22 protein-coding genes and 1 pseudogene are annotated in these 20,775 nt (G+C 52.4%); 15 read left to right on the top strand and 8 right to left on the bottom strand.

What is annotated here, in order from left to right:
- Positions 1 to 677: 677 nt before the first annotated feature.
- The 6 genes from oppA to MUU47_RS12440 all read left to right on the top strand — a co-directional run bounded on the left by oppA (position 678) and on the right by MUU47_RS12440 (position 7,184).
- Positions 678 to 2,309 carry an oligopeptide ABC transporter substrate-binding protein OppA gene (gene oppA / locus MUU47_RS12465; RefSeq protein WP_159767611.1) on the top strand — a complete coding sequence of 544 codons (1,632 nt, stop codon included), beginning with the start codon at positions 678 to 680 and terminating at the stop codon, positions 2,307 to 2,309.
- 120 nt (positions 2,310 to 2,429) lie between these two features.
- The gene (oppB, locus tag MUU47_RS12460) at positions 2,430 to 3,350 is read left to right on the top strand and encodes an oligopeptide ABC transporter permease OppB (RefSeq protein ID WP_258988504.1); all 921 of its coding nucleotides are present in this window, start codon (positions 2,430 to 2,432) and stop codon (positions 3,348 to 3,350) included.
- 14 nt (positions 3,351 to 3,364) lie between these two features.
- Positions 3,365 to 4,273 (top strand): oligopeptide ABC transporter permease OppC, encoded by a 909-nt coding sequence (oppC, locus tag MUU47_RS12455; protein WP_125353212.1) that lies wholly within the window; start codon positions 3,365 to 3,367, stop codon positions 4,271 to 4,273.
- Between the two features lie 11 nt (positions 4,274 to 4,284).
- The gene (locus MUU47_RS12450; protein ID WP_258988503.1) at positions 4,285 to 5,295 is read left to right on the top strand and encodes an ABC transporter ATP-binding protein; all 1,011 of its coding nucleotides are present in this window, start codon (positions 4,285 to 4,287) and stop codon (positions 5,293 to 5,295) included.
- Positions 5,292 to 6,296 (top strand): murein tripeptide/oligopeptide ABC transporter ATP-binding protein OppF, encoded by a 1,005-nt coding sequence (oppF, locus tag MUU47_RS12445; protein WP_159755866.1) that lies wholly within the window; start codon positions 5,292 to 5,294, stop codon positions 6,294 to 6,296. Before MUU47_RS12450 ends, oppF begins: the two co-directional genes overlap by 4 nt.
- A 45-nt stretch (positions 6,297 to 6,341) precedes the next feature.
- Positions 6,342 to 7,184 carry an ion transporter gene (locus tag MUU47_RS12440; RefSeq protein ID WP_258988502.1) on the top strand — a complete coding sequence of 281 codons (843 nt, stop codon included), beginning with the start codon at positions 6,342 to 6,344 and terminating at the stop codon, positions 7,182 to 7,184.
- 42 nt (positions 7,185 to 7,226) lie between these two features.
- Here the strand turns inward: MUU47_RS12440 and MUU47_RS12435 are convergent, their stop codons facing one another.
- Together MUU47_RS12435 and cls are read right to left on the bottom strand one after the other, a co-directional pair.
- Positions 7,227 to 7,556 (bottom strand): HI1450 family dsDNA-mimic protein, encoded by a 330-nt coding sequence (locus tag MUU47_RS12435; protein ID WP_110508601.1) that lies wholly within the window; start codon positions 7,554 to 7,556, stop codon positions 7,227 to 7,229.
- 34 nt (positions 7,557 to 7,590) lie between these two features.
- Entirely contained in the window at positions 7,591 to 9,051 is a 1,461-nt protein-coding gene (gene cls, locus MUU47_RS12430) for a cardiolipin synthase (protein WP_258988501.1), read from the bottom strand.
- A gap of 138 nt (positions 9,052 to 9,189) precedes the next feature.
- On the opposite strand from cls, the gene MUU47_RS12425 reads away from it, so the two are divergent.
- Positions 9,190 to 9,363 carry a YciY family protein gene (locus tag MUU47_RS12425; protein ID WP_159755875.1) on the top strand — a complete coding sequence of 58 codons (174 nt, stop codon included), beginning with the start codon at positions 9,190 to 9,192 and terminating at the stop codon, positions 9,361 to 9,363.
- 46 nt (positions 9,364 to 9,409) lie between these two features.
- Here the strand turns inward: MUU47_RS12425 and MUU47_RS12420 are convergent, their stop codons facing one another.
- Positions 9,410 to 9,706 (bottom strand): YciI family protein, encoded by a 297-nt coding sequence (locus MUU47_RS12420; RefSeq protein ID WP_258988500.1) that lies wholly within the window; start codon positions 9,704 to 9,706, stop codon positions 9,410 to 9,412.
- A 220-nt stretch (positions 9,707 to 9,926) separates the two neighbouring features.
- Here MUU47_RS12420 and tonB point away from each other — a divergent pair, with 220 nt between their 5' ends.
- A complete protein-coding gene (tonB, locus tag MUU47_RS12415) occupies positions 9,927 to 10,652 on the top strand; it encodes a TonB system transport protein TonB (RefSeq protein ID WP_258988595.1) in 726 nt (241 codons plus the stop codon).
- Positions 10,653 to 10,694: 42 nt separating this feature from the next.
- Here tonB and MUU47_RS12410 read toward each other — a convergent pair whose 3' ends face one another.
- The 3 genes from MUU47_RS12410 to pfkB form a co-directional block, all read right to left on the bottom strand.
- Positions 10,695 to 11,552, bottom strand: coding sequence for a fructosamine kinase family protein (locus MUU47_RS12410; RefSeq protein ID WP_258988498.1), 858 nt, complete (start codon positions 11,550 to 11,552; stop codon positions 10,695 to 10,697).
- 87 nt (positions 11,553 to 11,639) lie between these two features.
- Complete coding sequence (gene ghoS, locus MUU47_RS12405) at positions 11,640 to 11,942, bottom strand: type V toxin-antitoxin system endoribonuclease antitoxin GhoS (RefSeq protein ID WP_258988497.1); 303 nt, start codon at positions 11,940 to 11,942, stop codon at positions 11,640 to 11,642.
- A gap of 90 nt (positions 11,943 to 12,032) precedes the next feature.
- Positions 12,033 to 12,965 (bottom strand): 6-phosphofructokinase II, encoded by a 933-nt coding sequence (gene pfkB / locus MUU47_RS12400; protein WP_258988496.1) that lies wholly within the window; start codon positions 12,963 to 12,965, stop codon positions 12,033 to 12,035.
- 316 nt (positions 12,966 to 13,281) lie between these two features.
- Between pfkB and MUU47_RS12395 the strand changes: the two genes are divergently transcribed.
- Positions 13,282 to 14,040 (top strand): DUF481 domain-containing protein, encoded by a 759-nt coding sequence (locus MUU47_RS12395; RefSeq protein WP_258988495.1) that lies wholly within the window; start codon positions 13,282 to 13,284, stop codon positions 14,038 to 14,040.
- 39 nt (positions 14,041 to 14,079) lie between these two features.
- Here MUU47_RS12395 and MUU47_RS12390 read toward each other — a convergent pair.
- Positions 14,080 to 14,402, bottom strand: a pseudogene (locus MUU47_RS12390) (hypothetical protein).
- Positions 14,403 to 14,486: 84 nt separating this feature from the next.
- Here MUU47_RS12390 and MUU47_RS12385 point away from each other — a divergent pair.
- Positions 14,487 to 15,263, top strand: a complete 777-nt coding sequence (locus tag MUU47_RS12385) for a LamB/YcsF family protein (protein ID WP_258988494.1) — start codon at positions 14,487 to 14,489, stop codon at positions 15,261 to 15,263.
- Positions 15,264 to 15,278: 15 nt separating this feature from the next.
- On the opposite strand, the gene MUU47_RS12380 is transcribed toward MUU47_RS12385, so the two are convergent.
- A complete protein-coding gene (locus tag MUU47_RS12380) occupies positions 15,279 to 16,502 on the bottom strand; it encodes a mechanosensitive ion channel family protein (protein WP_258988493.1) in 1,224 nt (407 codons plus the stop codon).
- A gap of 261 nt (positions 16,503 to 16,763) precedes the next feature.
- Here MUU47_RS12380 and MUU47_RS12375 point away from each other — a divergent pair, with 261 nt between their 5' ends.
- The 5 genes from MUU47_RS12375 (at position 16,764) to rplT (ending at position 20,662) form a co-directional block, all read left to right on the top strand.
- Positions 16,764 to 17,189 (top strand): hypothetical protein, encoded by a 426-nt coding sequence (locus tag MUU47_RS12375; protein WP_258988492.1) that lies wholly within the window; start codon positions 16,764 to 16,766, stop codon positions 17,187 to 17,189.
- Positions 17,190 to 17,484: 295 nt separating this feature from the next.
- On the top strand, positions 17,485 to 19,413 hold the full coding sequence (gene thrS, locus MUU47_RS12370; RefSeq protein ID WP_258988491.1) for a threonine--tRNA ligase: 1,929 nt from the start codon (positions 17,485 to 17,487) through the stop codon (positions 19,411 to 19,413).
- Positions 19,414 to 19,416: 3 nt separating this feature from the next.
- On the top strand, positions 19,417 to 19,959 hold the full coding sequence (infC, locus tag MUU47_RS12365; RefSeq protein WP_110508565.1) for a translation initiation factor IF-3: 543 nt from the start codon (positions 19,417 to 19,419) through the stop codon (positions 19,957 to 19,959).
- 96 nt (positions 19,960 to 20,055) lie between these two features.
- Positions 20,056 to 20,253, top strand: a complete 198-nt coding sequence (rpmI, locus tag MUU47_RS12360; RefSeq protein ID WP_001124225.1) for a 50S ribosomal protein L35 — start codon at positions 20,056 to 20,058, stop codon at positions 20,251 to 20,253.
- A 52-nt stretch (positions 20,254 to 20,305) separates the two neighbouring features.
- On the top strand, positions 20,306 to 20,662 hold the full coding sequence (rplT, locus tag MUU47_RS12355) for a 50S ribosomal protein L20 (RefSeq protein WP_002440151.1): 357 nt from the start codon (positions 20,306 to 20,308) through the stop codon (positions 20,660 to 20,662).
- Positions 20,663 to 20,775: the final 113 nt, after the last annotated feature.

Below are 20,775 nucleotides of genomic sequence, written 5' to 3'. Positions count from 1 at the left end.
GCCTGTCGTAATAACCTTCTGCTATTTTTCTCTAATTCTATTGTTATCAGATGATTAGCCTTTAGAGCCCCATGTAGTACCCCGGGCAATAATGTTATTTCACTAACATGATACTCTTACGCTTGCCGTGCGATAATTGAAATGTTATTAGTAATTTCAACGTTCACGCAGAGTAATGTGCTAAATAATAATCAATTGTTAAATTATTGTGTAAAAAGCCGCCATCGGCGTTGTGCGACCCGCACCCTGAGGTGTTTATTTATTAACTAATTGATTAATAAGAGTTAAATCTTAGTCTGCGCTGCGAAGGTTGACCTGCTTCATTCGAAATGGGTTCAACAAAAGAGAATTGGTTAACAAATTTGCAAATTGTATTGGCGGGGGAGAAATGCTTTTGGTACTTTCCGCCCAGACATTTCGCGATACAAAAAGTGGAGATGAGAATAATTTTCAAATAAATCTCCTGACGCGAAAAAAAACATCGGTTATCCCGACAGGGGGGATGGCCTAAAGAATCGACGAAAGGTTGCCGAATAAAGAGTGACCGTAATAAAGAAGTCGGTGATAGCAGCAGTAAAGCCTGACAGACGCATTCACTCCTGCGCTGTATGGGGAACCCTTCGGGGATTAAACAGGCTGGCACAGCCAGTAATTATAATGAGCGGAGTATCAACACAATGTCCATCATCACAAAAAAAAGCCTCATCGCAGCCGGTGTTTTAGCTGCACTTATCGCAGGAAGTGCAATGGCTGCAGACGTTCCTGCAGGTGTTAAGCTGGCAGATAAGCAGACCATGATCCGTAACAACGGCGCTGAGCCGCAGTCACTGGATCCGAACAAAATTGAAGGTGTTCCAGAAGCAAACGTGAGCCGTGACCTGTTTGAAGGCCTGCTCATCACCTCTACCAAAGACGGTCACCCGATCCCGGGCGTTGCCGAAAGCTGGGATAACAAAGATTTCAAAGTGTGGACCTTCCATCTGCGTAAAGACGCAAAATGGTCCAACGGCGAGCCGGTAACGGCACAAGATTTCGTATATAGCTGGCAGCGTCTGGTGGACCCGAAAACCGCCTCCCCGTATGCGAGCTATCCGCAATACGGTCACATCCTGAACGTTGATGAAATCATCGACGGCAAAAAACCGACCTCCGATCTCGGCGTGAAAGCCATCGACGATCACACTCTGGAAGTCACTCTGAGCGAGCCGGTTCCTTATTTCTACAAACTGCTGGTGAACCCGGCGATGTCCCCGGTAAATAAAACCGCCATCGAGAAATTCGGAGAGAAGTGGACTCAGCCTGCCAATATCGTCACCAACGGCGCATACAAACTGAAAGACTGGGTGGTGAACGAGCGCATCGTAATGGAACGCAACACCAACTACTGGGATAACAAAGATACCGTTGTTGACCAGATTACCTATCTGCCAATCTCTTCTGAAGTCACCGACGTAAACCGCTACCGCAGCGGCGAAATCGACATGACCTATAACAACCTGCCGATTGAGCTGTTCCAGAAGCTGAAGAAAGAGATCCCAACCGAAGTTCACGTTGACCCGTACCTGTGCACCTACTACTACGAAATCAACAACCAGAAAGCCCCGTTCACCGATGAGCGTGTACGTACCGCACTGAAACTGGGCCTGGACCGCGACATCATCGTTAACAAAGTGAAAGCGCAGGGTGACCTGCCAGCTTACGGTTATACCCCACCGTACACCGATGGCGCGAAGCTGACCAAACCAGAGTGGTTTACCTGGACTCAGGAAAAACGTAACGAAGAAGCGAAGAAACTGCTGGCCGAAGCAGGCTACACTGCGGATAAGCCGCTGACCTTCGAGCTGCTCTACAACACCTCCGATCTGCACAAGAAACTGGCAATCGCAGCCGCGTCTATCTGGAAGAAAAACCTGGGCGTGAACGTGAAGCTGGTTAACCAGGAGTGGAAAACCTTCCTGGATACCCGTCATCAGGGTACTTACGACGTTGCGCGTGCCGGCTGGTGTGCGGACTATAACGAACCGACTTCCTTCCTGAACACCATGCTGTCTGATAGCTCAATGAACACCGCGCATTATAAGAGCCCAGCGTTTGATGCGATCATGAAACAGACTCTGCAGGTGACCGACGAAGCACAGCGTGTTGCGCTGTATGACAAAGCTGAACAGCAGCTGGGCAAAGACTCCGCTATCGTTCCGGTCTATTACTATGTGAATGCCCGTCTGGTGAAACCATGGATTGGCGGTTACACCGGTAAAGATCCAATGGACAACATCTATACCAAAGACTTGTATATCATTAAGCATTAATGGCAATACGTGGGGCAACACAGAGTTGCCCCACTGTGTCTTATTTCACGCACTATCACATGACTGCATCAGCCACGCTGAATTGCGACATGTAAAGGCACACGCCAGAAGGTACGGGCAATGTTGAAATTTATTTTACGTCGCTGTCTGGAAGCAATTCCGACACTCTTTATCCTGATTACCATTTCCTTCTTTATGATGCGTCTGGCGCCGGGCAGTCCATTTACCGGCGAACGTACGCTACCGCCAGAAGTCATGGCGAACATTGAAGCCAAATATCACCTGAACGATCCTATCGGGGTCCAGTACTTCAATTATTTGAAGCAGCTGGCACACGGGGATTTTGGACCGTCATTCAAATATAAAGATTATTCCGTGAACGACCTGGTGGCCGCAAGCTTCCCGGTGTCGGCCAAATTAGGTTTTGCTGCATTCTTCCTCGCCGTAATCCTGGGTGTCAGTGCCGGGGTGATAGCCGCGCTGAATCAAAATACCAAATGGGATTATGCCGTCATGGGGGTGGCGATGACCGGGGTGGTTATCCCGAGCTTCGTGGTCGCGCCATTGCTGGTGATGATATTTGCCATCACGCTGCACTGGTTGCCTGGCGGTGGCTGGAACGGCGGGGCGTTGCAATACATGATCCTGCCGATGGTGGCGCTGTCTCTGGCCTATATCGCCAGCATCGCGCGTATCACCCGTGGTTCGATGATTGAAGTCCTGCACTCCAACTTTATTCGTACCGCAAGGGCGAAGGGGCTGCCGATGCGCCGCATTATTATGCGTCATGCGCTGAAACCGGCACTGTTACCCGTACTCTCGTACATGGGGCCAGCGTTTGTGGGCATCATCACCGGTTCGATGGTCATCGAAACCATTTACGGCCTGCCGGGTATCGGTCAGCTGTTCGTGAATGGCGCACTGAACCGCGATTATTCTCTGGTACTCAGCCTGACCATTCTGGTCGGTGCGCTGACCATTCTGTTTAACGCGATCGTCGATGTGCTGTATGCCGTTATCGATCCGAAAATCCGTTACTGACACTGGAGTTCGCCATGATGTTGAGTAAGAAAAACAGCGAGGCGCTGGAACACTTCAGTGAAAAACTGGAAGTCGAAGGCCGCAGCCTTTGGCAGGACGCCCGCCGTCGTTTTATGCATAACCGTGCGGCGGTCGCCAGCCTGATTGTGCTGGTGGTTATCGCCTTGTTCGTAACGCTGGCCCCGATGCTGTCGCAGTTCAGCTACTTCGATACCGACTGGAACATGATGTCCAGCGCCCCTGATATGCCTTCTGGGCACTATTTCGGGACCGATTCATCCGGCCGTGATTTATTAGTGCGTGTCGCGATTGGTGGTCGAATCTCGCTGATGGTCGGGATCGCCGCGGCGCTGGTCGCCGTTATTCTCGGAACACTGTACGGCTCGCTTTCCGGCTACCTCGGCGGAAAAGTAGACTCTGTGATGATGCGTCTGCTGGAGATCCTGAACTCCTTCCCGTTCATGTTCTTCGTTATTTTGCTGGTGACCTTCTTCGGCCAGAACATCCTGCTTATCTTCGTGGCCATCGGGATGGTTTCCTGGCTGGATATGGCGCGTATCGTGCGCGGCCAGACCTTAAGCCTGAAGCGCAAAGAGTTTATCGAAGCGGCGCAGGTGGGTGGTGTCTCAACCGCGAATATCGTGGTGCGTCATATCGTGCCAAACGTGCTGGGCGTGGTGGTGGTTTACGCTTCACTGCTGGTGCCAAGCATGATCCTGTTTGAATCGTTCCTGAGCTTCCTCGGTCTGGGTACCCAGGAGCCGCTCAGCAGCTGGGGCGCATTATTGAGTGATGGCGCCAACTCCATGGAAGTGTCTCCATGGTTGCTGCTGTATCCGGCTGGTTTCCTGGTAGTAACCCTGTTTTGTTTCAACTTTATCGGCGATGGCTTGCGTGATGCCCTCGATCCGAAAGACCGCTAAGGAGTGATGCCATGAGCACGATTGAAATGGTTAACGCCCCGCAGCAGCAACAAGCTGGCCTGCTGCTTGACGTGAAAGATTTACGCGTAACGTTTGCCACCGCAGACGGTGACGTGACGGCGGTAAACGATCTGAATTTCAGCCTGAAAGCGGGCGAAACGCTGGGGATCGTCGGCGAATCCGGTTCCGGTAAATCCCAGACCGCGTTTGCACTGATGGGTCTACTGGCGAAGAACGGCCGTATTGGCGGCGTCGCTTCTTTTAACGGCCGTCAGATCCTGAATCTGCCGGAGAAAGAGCTTAACCGACTGCGCGCCGAACAGATTTCGATGATTTTCCAGGATCCGATGACGTCCCTGAACCCGTACATGCGGGTGGGCGAGCAGCTGATGGAAGTACTGATGCTGCACAAAGGCATGGGCAAAGCCGAAGCGTTTGAAGAGTCAGTGCGGATGCTTGATGCGGTAAAAATGCCGGAAGCGCGTAAGCGTATGCGCATGTACCCGCACGAGTTTTCTGGTGGTATGCGCCAGCGTGTGATGATCGCCATGGCGCTGCTGTGTCGGCCAAAACTGCTGATTGCCGATGAACCGACGACCGCACTGGACGTGACCGTTCAGGCGCAAATCATGACCCTGCTGAATGAGCTGAAAAGCGAATTCAACACCGCCATCATCATGATCACGCACGATCTCGGCGTTGTGGCCGGGATCTGCGACAAAGTGTTGGTGATGTACGCCGGGCGCACCATGGAATATGGCAACGCGCGCGACGTGTTTTATCACCCGGCACACCCGTATTCGATGGGGCTGCTTAACGCGGTGCCGCGTCTGGATGCAGAAGGTGAAGCGCTGTTGACCATTCCAGGCAACCCGCCAAATCTGATGCGTCTGCCGAAAGGCTGTCCGTTCCAGCCGCGCTGCCCGCATGCGATGGAAATCTGCAATACGGCTCCGCCTCTGGAGGCGTTCGCGCCTGGCCGTTTACGCGCCTGCTTTAAACCGGTGGGGGATCTGGTATGAACGCCGTGACTGAAGATAAAAAAGTTCTGCTCGAAATTGCCGATCTAAAAGTGCACTTTGACATCAAAGATGGCAAACAGTGGTTCTGGCAGCCCTCGAAAACCCTGAAGGCGGTCGATGGCGTAACGCTGCGACTGTATGAAGGCGAAACGCTGGGCGTAGTCGGAGAATCTGGCTGTGGTAAATCGACCTTTGCCCGCGCCATCATCGGCCTGGTGAAAGCCACCGAAGGGCGTGTCGCCTGGCTGGGTAAAGATTTACTGGGTATGAAACCGGACGAATGGCGCGCCGTGCGCAGCGACATTCAGATGATTTTCCAGGATCCGCTGGCTTCCCTGAACCCGCGTATGAATATCGGCGACATCATCGCCGAGCCGCTGCGCACCTATCATCCGAAAATGCCGCGTCAGGAAGTCCGTGACCGCGTGAAGGCAATGATGATGAAAGTCGGCCTGCTGCCGAACCTCATCAACCGTTACCCGCATGAATTTTCCGGCGGTCAGTGTCAGCGTATCGGTATCGCCCGCGCGCTGATTCTTGAGCCAAAACTGATTATCTGTGACGAACCAGTTTCGGCGCTGGACGTGTCGATTCAGGCGCAGGTGGTAAACCTGCTCCAGCAGTTGCAACGTGAAATGGGACTGTCGCTGATTTTCATCGCCCACGATCTGGCGGTGGTAAAACACATCTCCGATCGCGTGCTGGTAATGTATCTGGGCCATGCGGTAGAACTGGGAACTTACGATCAGGTTTACCACAATCCGTTGCACCCTTACACCAAAGCGCTGATGTCCGCGGTGCCCATTCCAGACCCGGATCTGGAAAAGAACAAAAAGATACAATTATTGGAAGGTGAGTTACCGTCGCCTATCAACCCGCCGTCAGGCTGCGTATTCCGCACCCGTTGCCCGATTGCCGGGCCGGAATGTGCGAAAACGCGACCGGTTCTGGAGGGCAGCTTCCGACATGCTGTTTCCTGTCTGAAGGTGGACCCGCTATAATCTCCCGGGCTGACAAATGTCAGCCCTTTTTATTGTGAGGTTATTGTGCTCGTCGCCCCGGTTTCACTCCGCCAGCGTCTTTACCGCATTCTGTTTGATCAAAGTACCCGCTGCGGACGTCGCGTCGAGGCGTTGTGTGGTTTTTTTGCGCTATTCAGCGTCGTGATTATTTTTGTCGAATCGGCAATAGATTCTCATTACCATCTGACTTTCGATCAGTGGCACACCTTTGTCTATCTGGAACTGCTCATCACTGCGGTATTTACCGCTGAGTATTTTCTTCGAGTGTTGTGCTGGCCGCAGCCCGCGAAATATGTATTCAGCTTTTGGGGAATAATCGATTTAATCACCGTGCTGCCGATGTATGTTCTTTGGCTATGGCCGGAAATAAGCGTGAATTATGTTTTCGCCTGGCGGGCATTGAGGACCATTCGTATTCTGCGCGTGCTAAAGCTGCTGCGCTATATGTCATCGCTGCGGGTCTTCTGGCTGGCGATTGTCAGAGCCCGCCATCAATTAATGGTGTTCTATTTCTTAATCGCGATTGTGATGGTGGTGTTCGGCTCGCTGATGTACGGCATCGAAGGCCCCGAGAACGGCTTTGTGACCTTAGGGGCGTCGGTGTACTGGGCGGTGGTAACCGCCACTACCGTGGGCTACGGCGATATTGCCCCACATACCGGTGTCGGACGGTTTGTAGCGTCGCTGCTCATTTTGATTGGTTACTCGGTAATCGCTATTCCAACCGGGTTAATTACTACCCATATGAGTAATGAGTATCAGAACCGTCGTAGTACGCGCGTATGCCCGAAATGTCGGCATACCGGGCATGAAAAAAATGCCAATTACTGCAGCACCTGTGGCACGCCATTGCCGGAAGGGAAATAAAAAAGGCTGCGTAAGCAGCCTTATATTGTTCATACTCTACGATTATTCACGCCACAGAATATGGCAAATCTTATGGTCTTTATCGCGACACAGCAGCACGCGGGCAAAGATATCGTTTAATTCGCCGCCGTCGGTATCGGCCAGACCGATGACCACTTCGGCGAAGAAATCAGGGTTCAAATCGAAATCGACATGTTCCTGCCAGTCTTCCGCCGGGTCGAAAAGCTCGGCGCCGCCACGTTCTTCAAACTGCAAATTAAAGATAATGATATCCGCAGGATCGAGGTTATCACCCGCCAGTTCGAGAAAAATATCGTAGGCCTGCTCGAGCGTTTCGTCTTCGGTCAGGCGATTATTTAAATCCATTTCCATGATGACACCTAGATTTTCAGCTAATGGGCACGTTTTACAGCAACGGACTAAAGAAGTAAAACAGTCGCTCGGTGACGCGCTGCCATAGCGGGCGTTTTAACCAGCGCTGAGCATCCAGCAGGCGCGAACGGGAAATATAATCGTCCTGTACCGCCGCCAAATCACCGCCAAAACCAGCGTCATCAATCGCCAGAGTGATTTCAAAGTTCAGCCACAGGCTGCGCATATCCAGATTCACCGTGCCAACCAGGCTCAGTTCGCCATCGACCAGCACGCTTTTGGTGTGCAGCAGGCCGCCTTCGAACTGATAAATCTTAACGCCAGCGGCTAGCAACTCGGTGAAGAAGGCGCGGCTCGCCCAGCCTACCAACACCGAATCGTTCTTGCGCGGCATAATAATGCTCACGTCCACCCCACGCTGAGCGGCGGTGCAAATCGCGTGAAGCAGATCGTCGCTTGGCACAAAGTACGGCGTGGTCATTATCAGGTATTCACGCGCAGAATAAGCCGCAGTGAGCAGCGCCTGATGAATTAAGTCTTCCGGGAAACCCGGGCCGGAAGCGATGGTATGGATAGTGTGCCCGCTCGCTTCTTCGAACGGCATAATATTGGCGTCGGGGGCAGGGGGCAGAATGCGTTTGCCGGTTTCGATTTCCCAGTCGCAGGAGTAGACAATCCCCATTGAAGTAGCGATTGGGCCTTCCATACGGGCCATCAAATCGACCCATTGCCCAACGCCTGCATCCTGTTTGAAGAAGCGCGGGTCAACCATGTTCATGCTGCCGGTGTAGGCAATATAGTTATCGATCATCACCATTTTGCGATGCTGACGCAGGTCCATACGGCGCAGGAACACACGCATCAGATTAACTTTCAGCGCTTCCACCACTTCGATGCCGGCGTTACGCATCATCGCCGCCCATGGGCTACGGAAAAAGTCGACGCTACCGGCGGAATCGAGCATTAACCGGCAGTGCACACCCCGACGCGCGGCGGCCATCAGCGATTCCGCGACCTGGTCAGCCATGCCCCCCGGGTGCCAGATATAGAAAACCATTTCGATATTGTGACGCGCGAGCTGAATGTCGCGGATCAGGGCCTGCATGACGTCATCCGATTCGGTCAGCAGTTGGAGCTGATTGCCTTTAACCCCGGCAATGCCCTGGCGACGTTCACACAGCTTGAACAGTGAGCTCGCCACCGGGCTATTAGATTCCGCAAATATATGATTGCAGGCTTTAAGATCGTTGAGCCACTTGGCGGTAGACGGCCACATCGCACGGGCACGTTCGGCACGACGCTTCCCCAGATGCAACTCCCCCACGGAGAGATAGGCGATGATCCCGACCAACGGCAGAATATAAATGATCAGCAACCATGCCATTGCTGAAGGTACCGCGCGTCGTTTCATCAGGATACGTAACGTCACGCCCGCGATTAACAACCAATACCCCAGAATGACCAGCCAACTCACCACGGTGTAGAAGGTTGTCATAAAAAATCCTTTTGAAAGCCTGTCGTTAAGAGTTTACGCGTACGAATTCATCTGGCAAATAAAAACAGGCGGCAAAAGCACTGGTCAGCCGGGCGCAAGGGTTTATAATGTGCGCTCTTTCATCTCTGAGATGTTGAAATGAAGCGTAGCAGAAACGAAGTGGGGCGCTGGCGGATGCTGAGACAAGCCAGCCGTCGCAAAGCGCGTTGGCTGGAAGCTCAGTCGCGCCGCAACATGCGCATCCACTCAATCAGAAAATGTTTGGGCGCGCGGCAGCGAAATTCACTGCTCTTCGCAATCTACGAATTCTGATAACAAGAGGCACCGCATGTGGTGCCTCTTGTTTTTTAGGGTTTTATCAGAACACTTTCTTGTACGGACGCACTTTCACATTCCCGTACACCGCTGCCGCAACGTACGGGTCGGCCTCAGCCCAGGCCTGTGCCGCCTCCAGCGACTCAAACTCTGCAATCACCGTCGAACCGCTAAAACCGGCTGCGCCAGGATCGTTACTGTCCACAGCGGGCATTGGGCCTGCGGTCAGCAGACGGCCTTCATCGTGCAGCAACTGCAGACGGGCAAGATGAGCAGGGCGGACCGACAAACGTTTTTCCAGAGAGTCGGCGACATCTTCAGCATAAATCACGTAAAGCACGGGCACAGTCCTTATCGGTAAATTGTCGAAACACGTTATTTCAAAGCGCTGATGACTGCAATGCAAAGATTCCGGGAGGTCTGACAGGACGTGATAAGTGTGTTTTTTTTCGCCAACAGCGGCAGAAAGTTGACCGAAGATAAGATGGCTTATTGAATATGATTGCTATTTGCATTTAAAATCGAGGCATCATTTTTCAACTGCAGCGATTATGACTTCAATGACCCTCGATATGCCTCGCCGTTTTCCGTGGCCCACGTTGCTTTCTGTGGTCATTCACGGAGCCTTAGTGGCGGGTTTACTTTATACCTCGGTACATCAGGTTATTGAACTGCCGGCACCCGCGCAGCCTATTACGGTGACGATGGTAACGCCAGCCGATCTGGAGCCGCCGCAGGCGGTACAACCGCCTCCACCGCCGGTAGTTGAACCTGAGCCTGAGCCAGAAGTAGTGCCAGAACCGCCGAAAGAAGCGCCGGTGGTGATTCATAAGCCTGAGCCGAAACCTAAACCGAAGCCAAAACCGAAACCGAAACAGGTGAAAAAGGTGGAGCAACCGAAGCCACAGCCGAAACCGATTGAGCCGCGTCCGGCGTCACCGTTTGAAAATTCGACGACCCAGAGCCGTCCGCCGACCAATACCGCTCCTGCGCCAAGTAAACCGGTTGTAACGGCACCTACCGGCCCGCGGGCATTAAGCCGTGGTGAGCCGCAGTATCCGGCCCGCGCCCAGGCGTTGCGTATTGAAGGCAAAGTGCGCGTGAAGTTTGACGTTACGGCAGATGGCCGCGTGGATAATCTCGAGATCCTCTCAGCCCAGCCATCGAACATGTTTGAGCGTGAGGTGAAAACCGCGATGCGCAAATGGCGCTACGAACCGGGTAAACCGGGTACGGGGATTGTCATGAATATCGAATTCCGCCTCAAAGGCGTTTCGATTAACTAACGCAGTAATTAATAAAACAAGCCCCTTTTAACGGGGCTTGTTTTATGCGGCCAGCACGCGATCCAGTGCCTTTTGCGCGTTCACCAGATGCTGCCCGCCGAACAGAATGGCGCGGTTAAGTAACGTGTAGAGCTGGTATACCGGCTGCCGGTCGAGAAAATCAAGGGGTAGCGGCGAGACCGATTGATAGCCATCGTAAATTTGCGGAGGTTGTTCCGGGTGCAGGGGCAGCATCGCTAAATCGCATTCACGGTCCCCCCAATAGCAGGCCGGGTCGAAAATATAGGGGCCAGACGGGCCAAGTGCGCAGTTGCCAGACCACAAATCACCGTGTAACAGCGAAGGCTGGGGCTGGTGCGAGCTCAGACGCTGATGGATGTGCTCGACGATGGCATCAATGTTACCGAACGCGAGGCCTTTTTCGGCGGCGAGCTCCAGCTGCCAGCCAATGCGCTGTTCTGCAAAGAAGGTTGACCAGCGTCGCTGCCAGGCATTGGGTTGAGGCGTCGTGGAAAGGTCGTTGTCGAAATCGAGGCCAAACTGCGGTTGCTCGCTCCACTGATGAAGACGGGCCAGCTGCTGACCGAGCAGGAAGGCGTTGTGCGCATCCAGCGGTCGGGGAGGAAGAAACTCCATCACCACAAAGCTGTAATCCCGGTCACTGCCAACGGCGTACACCTCGGGTACGGCAACGGTTTCGCTGCGCGCCAGCAGGTCGAGTTGATCGGCTTCCGCGGTGAAGATGGGCAGCATTTCTCGCTCATCGCATTTGACGAAATAGTCCTGACCGCTAACGCGTAAATGCCATGCGGCGTGGATTTCTCCGCCGGGCAGTTCGTTACGCAGCTCGATTTCGCCGTCTCCGTGCTCTTTCAACAGGCTACAGATCGCTTGCCACATGCTCTCTCTCCCCATGTTTTCTGCCAGATCATAAGGTTAGCGCATAAATGCGGTGGAAAAACTCGAACTGACGCACAACTGTGCGTTTTAACTTGCCGTATTGGTCGTGTTGTCCTGCAGCCAGTGTTCAAAGGTCACAACGCTGACGTCAGGCTGGTGGCCAATTGCGGTTTCCGCCAGGCCGGTGGTCAGGGCTTTGATATCATCTTCATTTTGCGGACTGACGAGGCCAAACGTATTGGTGCCCAGATCGTGTACTTTACCGTCGTCGTCGCTCAGCGTCAGCGTAAATCCGGCGCGGGTCAGATGGTTATTGAGCTCATTGATTTCGGTCAGCGTCTGTTCATGGAAACTGACGGTTACCACGTAACGCGTGATTTCGCCGCTCATCGGAAACCTCGTTGTTAAGCATGGAGTTTTATAGCATAGCCGATTACCGTGATTTTTCGACTCCCGCCGCGGTTACCTCGGGAGTGACGGTCAGCTTCGGCACAAGTAATCGTAAATCGTCCGCGTGTTTTCCAGTGAGCACAAACGCGTGCCCTGGTTGATGGTCGCGGCACTCCCGGCGGCCACGCCGTAACGGACCATTTCGTCGAGCGACGCGCTCTCCGCAAGTTTCAGGGTCATTGCGCCGACCATGCTGTCACCGGCCCCGACCGTGCTCTGGCTCTTAACCGGCGGCGGTACGACCTGCACGCTGCCAGTGGCGTCGACACCCAGGGCACCCTGTGGCCCCAATGAGACCACTACGCGTCGCGCTTTTCCGCTGCGGACAATCTCTTCGGCAGCTTTACGCACGTCATCCGGCTGGGTTAATTCCCGCTGCACCAGTACGCTCAGTTCTTTCTGATTCGGTTTCACCAGTTCAATGCCACCGACGTCCAGCGCGGTGGAAAGTGCGTCGCCGGAGCTGTCCACCACACAGCGTATACCGTGCTGCTGGGCCGATTTGATAAGCTCTACCAGCTTCGCCACGCCCACGCCCGGTGGCAGACTGCCGCTGATCACCAGAATAGCGCCGACTTCTATTTGCAGGACTTTCAGTTCAAGCTGGCGGAATTCGTCTTCATTTAACGCAGCACCCGGCATCACAAAGCGATACTGTTCACCGCTGGTTTCGACATGCACGTGCAGGTTTTGACGCGTCCAGTCATGAGCGGGGACCGTTTGCACGGGCACTTGCTCATTAGCTAGCAGGGAGATCAGATGCTCGCCAGTGGCGCCACCGGCCGGGAAAATCGCCGTGGATTTTCCGCCCAGAAACGTAATGGCGCGGGCAACGTTTATCCCTCCGCCGCCGGGTTCAAACACCGGGGCGCTACAGCGTAATTTGCCTTCAGGATAGATTTGCGGAGTCAGCGTCGCGCTGTCGAGAGAGGGCGCCAGCGTAAGCGTATAGATATTAACCATTCGATTACCTCCATTTATGACCCAGACGAGTCGCCGATTTTATGGTCAGCGGTAAGCCTGGCACCTTAAGGAGGGTTAAGAAAGTGACAAGGATATGATTTTTCGCAAATTTACAATCCCTTATGGCTGCGTTTATATATGAAATAAAACACTGTTTGAGATCCTTCTTATTCAAAAAATGAAACAAGAATTCATTGCTATGTTATTCACGCCTTTTTATAATTTGTTACCTTTCTTAGGACCGCCTGTTGTTGATCCTCGTGAAAGTTTCCGGGACCGTAATGGTCTCTTTTTTTGTTGTACGGACTCATAATAAATGAAGCTTTTCAAGACAGTACCCGCAGTAGTTGTTCTGGCGGGGGGCCTTTTTGCGTCACTGCACGCCGTGGCCGATAATACCGTTTTTACTGTCATGGACGACCCTTCCACAGCGAAGAAACCGTTTGAAGGTAAAATCAACGGCGGTTACCTGGCACAGTCTGGCAATACTAAAAGTTCTTCTCTGACTGCTGACTCCACACTGACCTGGTACGGCGATACGACAGCATGGTCGCTGTGGGGTAACGCCAGCAACACCTCTTCTAACGATGAACGCTCGTCTGAAACCTATTCAGTCGGCGGCCGTTCGCGTTACAACATTACCGACGCTGACTATCTATTCGGCCAGGCAAGCTGGTTGACCGACCGTTATAACGGCTATCGTCAGCGCGATGTGTTCACGGCCGGTTACGGTCGTCAGATCCTCAACGGGCCGGTCCACAGCCTGCGTTTTGAATTCGGTCCTGGTGTGCGTTACGACGAATACACCGACGATGAAACCAAAACTCAGCCGCTGGGTTATGCTTCCGGCACCTATGCCTGGCAGATGACCGACACCACCAAATTTACTCAAGGTCTATCGGTGTTTGGTGCAGATGACACTACCGTCAACTCCGAGACGGCGCTGGACGTTGCCATTAACGACAATTTCGGTCTGAAAGTGGCCTACAACATCACCTGGAACTCCGAGCCGCCATCATCGGCACCGGATCATACGGACCGCCGCACCACGGTGACGTTGGGTTATAAGATGTAATTTGTCAGGCCGGAGCAATCCGGCCTGATTGTTTCCGCATTACGAAAACAGCCCCGCCAGCCACGTAATACCTCGTGCCCCCGGCGCGAGAAGGCCGAAGGCCCACACCGCCGCTGAGGTGATGTGGGCGAGCTGAATTTTTCCCGATGGCATTCTGCAAATGCCCGCGACCAGTGGCACTATGGCCCGCAGCGGCCAGACGGTGAGCGCCCGGTTGCCAGCAAAATCACCGTTGCTGGCAGCAACAGAGAAATAAAGGCCAGCGACTCGCCAAAGACCAATAAAAAAATCATACCGAGTGCCCGTTGCGGATGGGCGCTGATAAAATCAGTGGTGCTTTGCATCAATCCCGTGAAATCCATTTTGTGTCCCTCGTGGTAAAACGGATGAGACAGTGATACACCGTGAGATTTTAACGAAAGACTAACAGCCAGGAGATCCTCGAAATGCCCGTTGCGCCATGCATTGATTTAAATAGCGATTTAGGCGAAAGCTACGGCCAGTGGACAATGGGCGATGACGCCGCAATTTTGACGCTGGTCAGCAGTGCTAACGTGGCATGCGGGTTTCATGCGGGATCACCGGCGGGTATTTTTGAAACGCTGCGTGCCGCACTGCGCCTGGGCGTAAACGTTGGCGCGCATGTTTCCTATCCTGATTTGGTCGGCTTTGGTCGCCGGAATATGGATATCGCCAGCGATGAATTGACCGCCGACGTGGTTTATCAAATCGGCGCTTTGCAGGGGTTAGCCACAGCGGCGGGGACGCGAGTACGTTACGTTAAACCGCACGGGGCTCTGTATAACACCATTGCGCATGACAAGCGTCAGGCGATGGCGGTCATCGCCGGTTTGCGGGCAGTTGATGCGTCATTATCGCTGGTGGCATTAGCAGGTTCGGCGCTGATTGAGTGGGCGCAGGCTGCGGGAGTGCATACCGTGGCGGAAGCTTTTGCCGATCGCGCTTATCACCGGGATGGTACGCTGGTTTCCCGACGTGAACCGGAAGCGGTCATTCACGACGCGAATGAGGTGGCTGAACGCGTAGTGCGAATGATTGTCGACGGTGGGGTGATGTCCATTGAAGGCGAGTTCACCGCTATTCATGCGGATTCCATCTGCGTACACGGCGATAGCCCGAGTGCGGTGGAGATAGCGCGACAGATACGCCAGCGGCTGGATGCAGAAGGGATTGTCGTCAGGGGATTTAAGCAGGGCGCATAACGCGCCCTGTGGGTGTCAGCAGACGAGCGCCTGCGGACGAAGATCGTTGCCGGAAGGGCGCTGATATATGCGCAGGCCAAACTCTTCAATCACCGCATAAATATGGTCGAATATATCGGCCTGAATTGCCTCATATTTCAGCCATTCAACGGTATTAGTAAAGGCATATATTTCCAGCGGCAGGCCTTCAGCGCCAGGCGGAAGCTGGCGAACCATCAGCGTCATGTCTTTGCGGATTTTCGGATGCTGATGCAGGTATTCTGTCAGCCAGGCACGGAAAGCACCGATGTTAGTCATGCTTTCGCCATTGAGCACGCTCTGCGCGGCATTGCCGTTCGCCACTTTCTGGCTTTGCTCTTTAAGCCAAGGCTTCAGCAGATAGACCTGACCCAGACGTTGCAGCTCATCAGCTGACATGAAGTGAATACTGGTGCTGTCAATGAACACGCTACGCTTGATACGACGCCCGCCGGAAGCTGACATATAGCTCCAGTTTTTGAAGGCATCAGACACCAGTGCATAGGTCGGGATGGTGGTGATGGTGTTATCCCAGTTCTGCACTTTCACCGTCGTCAGGCCGATATCAATTACCGTGCCGTCTGCGCCGTATTTTGGCATTTCCAGCCAGTCACCCATATGCAGCATGGTATTGGCGGAAAGCTGGATCCCTGCGACCAGACCGAGCAGCGGGTCTTTAAACACCAACATCAACACTGCCGCCATGGCACCCAGGCCGCTAAACAGAATGGCAGGGGACTTACCAATCAGCAGGGAAATCATCAGGATAGCGACAATTGATGCGGCGACCAGCTTCACACCCTGGAAAATTCCACGCAGCGGTAATTGCACGGAAAACTTGTACTGGTGCGACAGCTTGAGGATGACGTCCAGCAGCGAGAAGAAAGAGAGCAGGGCGAACAGCAGGATCCACAACTGCACACAGATGTTGAAAAACAGCCCCACGTGGCTGCCGGTTTCGAGATAGAAACTGAGCTGCATGCTGACCAGGATACCCTGCAAAGTCAGCGAAATGCGGCGGAATAACTTATTTTGCGTGAATATTTTCAACCACGGACGGTTACCCTGTTCCGCATGTTTTTCAAATTTTCTTAAAATGAGCCGTAAAATAAAATGCGCCACGAGTGCGGTCAGGAAAATATAACCGAACACAATAAACAGTGAAGAAGGGTTGTTCAGATCGATGCCATATCGCTGCAAGAAGGCCAGTAGATGACGCATAAACGCTCCGGGCAAAGGCGCGCATAGTGTGGAAAAAGACAGGGGCTGGCAATCAGCAGGATGTTTCAAGTCTTTATTTAAATTTCAGTAAAAGCCGGGATTGATGCGGGTATGCCGTATTGCAGAATACTCCTAACGGGATCACACTTTATTCATGACGTAAGTCAACTAACAGGTTTTTCAGATAGCCGATATTCGCTCCAGGATTAACAGGCCAGCAGAGCCGAAATCTAAAATTGAAAATATGTTAATGAGGAATGCATGAAAAAGTTAATGGTAATAGCATCAGTAGTGACCGTGTTGGCGGGCTGTTCAAGCGAGGCGTCACGTATGGCCGATTGTGAAGCGAAAGGCGTTAGCCGGGATGCCTGCTACATTGCAGAACAGAATCGACAGGCCACCATGAACAGCGTTGCGGAAAAGCAGGCGCTGGAAAATGCTGAGGCCCTCAATTCGCAAAAAGCCCAGTCAGCCAAAAAATCTCTCAGCTTCACTAAGCACTTTGATGGCATGACCATCAAACGCGATGCGTCCGGCATTCTGACCGTAGACGGAAAGCCAGCGGCTCAGGATGAGGTGACGGCCGACGCGACGGCGTATTCACAAGGGTTGTTCACGATAATTGCCTATAAAACAGGCAAGGTCGCAGTGATGAAAGAAGGACAATTTCAGGGGTACGCTAAATAAACGGTGTTAACCGCTAATCAACCGTCTACGGGCGGTTTTTTATTGCAAACAGGCTGTGAGCGCTGGCGGGTTAAAAACCCATGTTCTTCATTGGCTTTAATAAATATCAAATGCCGTGTACTATGACCGTTCGTTATCGGCAAGTGAAGGTATGTACATTTTGGTTTTGTACACCCTGATGTACCCAGTTTGCAGAGTGAAGCAAATAAAGCCTTTAAAACTGCTGGTATGACTAAATAAATTATTTTTGCATGTGCTCTTTCGTGTGGGGCACCACTGTGAATAAGGATATGAAATGCCTGTAATTACTCTTCCTGATGGCAGTCAACGCCAGTTCGACCACGCTGTAAGCCCCATGGATGTTGCTCTGGACATTGGTCCAGGTCTGGCGAAAGCCACCATTGCTGGCCGTGTTAACGGTGAGCTGGTAGATGCTTCCGATCTCATTGAACAAGACGCCACTCTGTCGCTGATTACCGCGAAAGACGCTGACGGTCTGGAGATCATTCGTCACTCCTGCGCACACCTGCTGGGACACGCTATCAAACAGCTGTGGCCGCATACCAAAATGGCTATCGGTCCGGTCATTGATAACGGTTTCTACTACGACGTTGACCTCGACCACACGCTGACCCAGGAAGACATCGACGCCCTCGAAAAGCGGATGCACGAGCTGGCTGAGAAGAACTACGATGTCATCAAGAAAAAGGTGAGCTGGAGCGAAGCGCGCGAAACCTTTGTGAACCGCGGTGAGAACTATAAAGTCTCCATTCTTGATGAAAACATCGCCCATGATGACAAGCCTGGCTTGTATCATCACGAAGAATACGTCGACATGTGCCGTGGTCCGCACGTGCCGAACATGCGTTTTTGTCATTACTTCAAACTGATGAAAACAGCAGGCGCCTACTGGCGCGGCGACAGCAGCAATAAAATGCTGCAGCGTATCTACGGTACCGCATGGACCGATAAAAAAGCGCTGAACGCCTATCTGCTGCGTCTTGAAGAAGCGGCAAAGCGTGACCACCGTAAAATCGGTAAGCAGCTTGACCTGTATCATATGCAGGAAGAAGCGCCGGGTATGGTGTTCTGGCATAACGATGGCTGGACTATCTTCCGTGAACTGGAAACTTTCGTGCGCTCTAAGCTGAAAGAGTACCAGTATCAGGAAGTGAAAGGCCCGTTCATGATGGACCGTGTGCTGTGGGAAAAAACCGGGCACTGGGACAACTACAAAGATGCGATGTTCACCACCTCTTCTGAGAACCGTGAATACTGCATTAAGCCGATGAACTGCCCTGGTCACGTGCAGATTTTCAACCAGGGACTCAAATCCTATCGCGATCTGCCGTTGCGTATGGCGGAGTTCGGTAGCTGCCATCGTAACGAGCCATCGGGCGCGCTGCATGGCCTGATGCGTGTTCGTGGGTTTACCCAGGATGATGCACATATCTTCTGTACTGAAGACCAGGTGCGTGATGAAGTCAACGCCTGCATTCGTATGGTCTACGATATGTATAGCACCTTTGGCTTCGAGAAAATCGTCGTCAAGCTGTCTACGCGTCCTGAAAAACGCATTGGTAGTGATGAAACATGGGATCGTGCGGAAGCCGATCTGGCCGTGGCTCTGGAAGAAAACAACATCCCGTTTGAGTATCAACTGGGTGAAGGTGCCTTCTACGGCCCGAAAATTGAATTTACACTGTATGACTGCCTCGATCGTGCATGGCAGTGCGGAACAGTACAGCTGGACTTCTCCCTGCCGCAGCGTCTTAACGCCTCTTATGTTGGCGAAAGTAACGAGCGTCAGGTGCCGGTGATGATTCACCGCGCCATTTTGGGTTCCATCGAACGCTTCATCGGTATTCTTACCGAAGAGTTCGCTGGGTTCTTCCCAACCTGGATTGCACCTGTGCAGGTCGTGGTGATGAATATCACTGATTCTCAGGCTGATTACGTCAACGAATTGACGCGTAAACTGCAAAATGCGGGCATTCGCGTAAAAGCAGACTTGAGAAATGAGAAGATTGGCTTTAAAATCCGCGAGCACACATTGCGTCGTGTCCCGTATATGCTGGTTTGTGGCGACAAAGAGGTTGAAGCAGGCAAAGTTGCCGTGCGCACCCGTCGCGGAAAAGACCTCGGCACTGTGGACGTAAACGAAGTGATCGAGAAGCTGCTGAACGAAATACGCAGCCGCAGTCTTCAACAACTGGAGGAATAAAGTATTAAAGGCGGAAAACGAGTACAAACGGCACGTCCGAACCGTATAAATGGCGAGATTCGAGTTCAGGAAGTTCGCTTAACAGGTCTGGAAGGCGAACAGCTTGGTATAGTGAGTCTGAGAGAAGCTCTGGAAAAAGCTGAAGAAGCAGGAGTGGATCTGGTAGAGATCAGCCCTAACGCCGAACCGCCAGTTTGCCGAATCATGGACTACGGCAAATTCCTCTATGAAAAAAGCAAATCTTCTAAGGAACAGAAGAAAAAGCAAAAGATTGTTCAGGTTAAGGAAATTAAATTCCGTCCTGGCACCGACGATGGCGATTACCAGGTAAAACTCCGCAGCCTGGTACGCTTTCTCGAAGAGGGCGATAAGGCCAAAATCACGCTGCGTTTCCGCGGACGTGAGATGGCCCACCAACAGATTGGTATGGAAGTGCTTAATCGCGTCCGTGACGATCTGAGTGAACTGGCAGTAGTCGAATCCTTCCCAACAAGGATCGAAGGCCGTCAGATGATCATGGTGCTCGCTCCTAAGAAGAAACAGTAAGGCCTTCAAGTAGCATTGACCGTGGGACCTTCGGGTCTCACAGTCTTTGTTCGCCTACGTTTCATTTTTCAACAATGCGAAGTGGAAGTTATTAAGATGCCAAAAATTAAGACCGTACGCGGTGCTGCTAAGCGCTTCAAAAAAACCGGTAAAGGTGGTTTTAAGCACAAGCACGCTAACCTGCGTCATATTCTGACCAAAAAAGCTACTAAGCGTAAACGTCACCTGCGCCCGAAAGCCATGGTTTCTAAAGGCGATCTGGGTCTGGTAATCGCGTGCCTTCCGTACGCATAAGTCGTTAACGTTTAACTTTTATTAATCAAGAATATAGAACAGGAGAGCTCATATGGCTCGCGTAAAACGTGGTGTAGTTGCCCGTGCACGTCACAAGAAAATTTTGAAACAAGCCAAAGGCTACTACGGTGCGCGTTCACGCGTATACCGCGTTGCCTTCCAGGCAGTTATCAAAGCAGGTCAGTATGCTTACCGTGACCGTCGTCAACGTAAGCGTCAGTTCCGTCAACTGTGGATTGCGCGTATCAACGCAGCAGCACGTCAGAACGGTATTTCTTACAGCAAATTCATCAACGGCCTGAAAAAAGCCTCTGTTGAAATTGACCGTAAGATCCTGGCTGACATCGCAGTATTCGACAAAGTAGCGTTCACCGCTCTGGTCGAAAAAGCGAAATCTGCACTGGCATAAGCCAGTTGAAGAGGGAGGCTTGCCTCCCTCTTCTCTTTCAAATTATCGTTAAGAATCAGTAAGACGTTGACTTTTCAGAGTGAAAACTTTCCAATAAGTTCTTCACTGCCCTT

The organism is Scandinavium hiltneri (assembly GCF_024764835.1).
Classification (GTDB): Bacteria; Pseudomonadota; Gammaproteobacteria; order Enterobacterales; family Enterobacteriaceae; genus Scandinavium; species Scandinavium hiltneri.
The sequence above is the reverse complement of the archived record's forward strand: the minus strand, read 5'-3'. Positions and strand labels throughout refer to the sequence as shown.

What these genes read in the sequence shown, in the direction of transcription:
- tonB (WP_258988595.1), top strand. Translation starts at nt 9,927, where the DNA reads ATGACCCTCGATATGCCTCGCCGTTTTCCGTGGCCCACGTTGCTTTCT.
- rplT (WP_002440151.1), top strand. Translation starts at nt 20,306, where the DNA reads ATGGCTCGCGTAAAACGTGGTGTAGTTGCCCGTGCACGTCACAAGAAA.
- oppA (WP_159767611.1), top strand. Translation starts at nt 678, where the DNA reads ATGTCCATCATCACAAAAAAAAGCCTCATCGCAGCCGGTGTTTTAGCT.
- MUU47_RS12410 (WP_258988498.1), bottom strand. Translation starts at nt 11,552, where the DNA reads ATGTGGCAAGCGATCTGTAGCCTGTTGAAAGAGCACGGAGACGGCGAA.
- oppC (WP_125353212.1), top strand. Translation starts at nt 3,365, where the DNA reads ATGATGTTGAGTAAGAAAAACAGCGAGGCGCTGGAACACTTCAGTGAA.
- oppB (WP_258988504.1), top strand. Translation starts at nt 2,430, where the DNA reads ATGTTGAAATTTATTTTACGTCGCTGTCTGGAAGCAATTCCGACACTC.
- pfkB (WP_258988496.1), bottom strand. Translation starts at nt 12,965, where the DNA reads ATGGTTAATATCTATACGCTTACGCTGGCGCCCTCTCTCGACAGCGCG.
- MUU47_RS12425 (WP_159755875.1), top strand. Translation starts at nt 9,190, where the DNA reads ATGAAGCGTAGCAGAAACGAAGTGGGGCGCTGGCGGATGCTGAGACAA.
- thrS (WP_258988491.1), top strand. Translation starts at nt 17,485, where the DNA reads ATGCCTGTAATTACTCTTCCTGATGGCAGTCAACGCCAGTTCGACCAC.
- rpmI (WP_001124225.1), top strand. Translation starts at nt 20,056, where the DNA reads ATGCCAAAAATTAAGACCGTACGCGGTGCTGCTAAGCGCTTCAAAAAA.
- oppF (WP_159755866.1), top strand. Translation starts at nt 5,292, where the DNA reads ATGAACGCCGTGACTGAAGATAAAAAAGTTCTGCTCGAAATTGCCGAT.
- MUU47_RS12380 (WP_258988493.1), bottom strand. Translation starts at nt 16,502, where the DNA reads ATGCGTCATCTACTGGCCTTCTTGCAGCGATATGGCATCGATCTGAAC.
- MUU47_RS12435 (WP_110508601.1), bottom strand. Translation starts at nt 7,556, where the DNA reads ATGGAAATGGATTTAAATAATCGCCTGACCGAAGACGAAACGCTCGAG.
- MUU47_RS12385 (WP_258988494.1), top strand. Translation starts at nt 14,487, where the DNA reads ATGCCCGTTGCGCCATGCATTGATTTAAATAGCGATTTAGGCGAAAGC.
- MUU47_RS12450 (WP_258988503.1), top strand. Translation starts at nt 4,285, where the DNA reads ATGAGCACGATTGAAATGGTTAACGCCCCGCAGCAGCAACAAGCTGGC.
- MUU47_RS12395 (WP_258988495.1), top strand. Translation starts at nt 13,282, where the DNA reads ATGAAGCTTTTCAAGACAGTACCCGCAGTAGTTGTTCTGGCGGGGGGC.
- cls (WP_258988501.1), bottom strand. Translation starts at nt 9,051, where the DNA reads ATGACAACCTTCTACACCGTGGTGAGTTGGCTGGTCATTCTGGGGTAT.
- MUU47_RS12375 (WP_258988492.1), top strand. Translation starts at nt 16,764, where the DNA reads ATGAAAAAGTTAATGGTAATAGCATCAGTAGTGACCGTGTTGGCGGGC.
- ghoS (WP_258988497.1), bottom strand. Translation starts at nt 11,942, where the DNA reads ATGAGCGGCGAAATCACGCGTTACGTGGTAACCGTCAGTTTCCATGAA.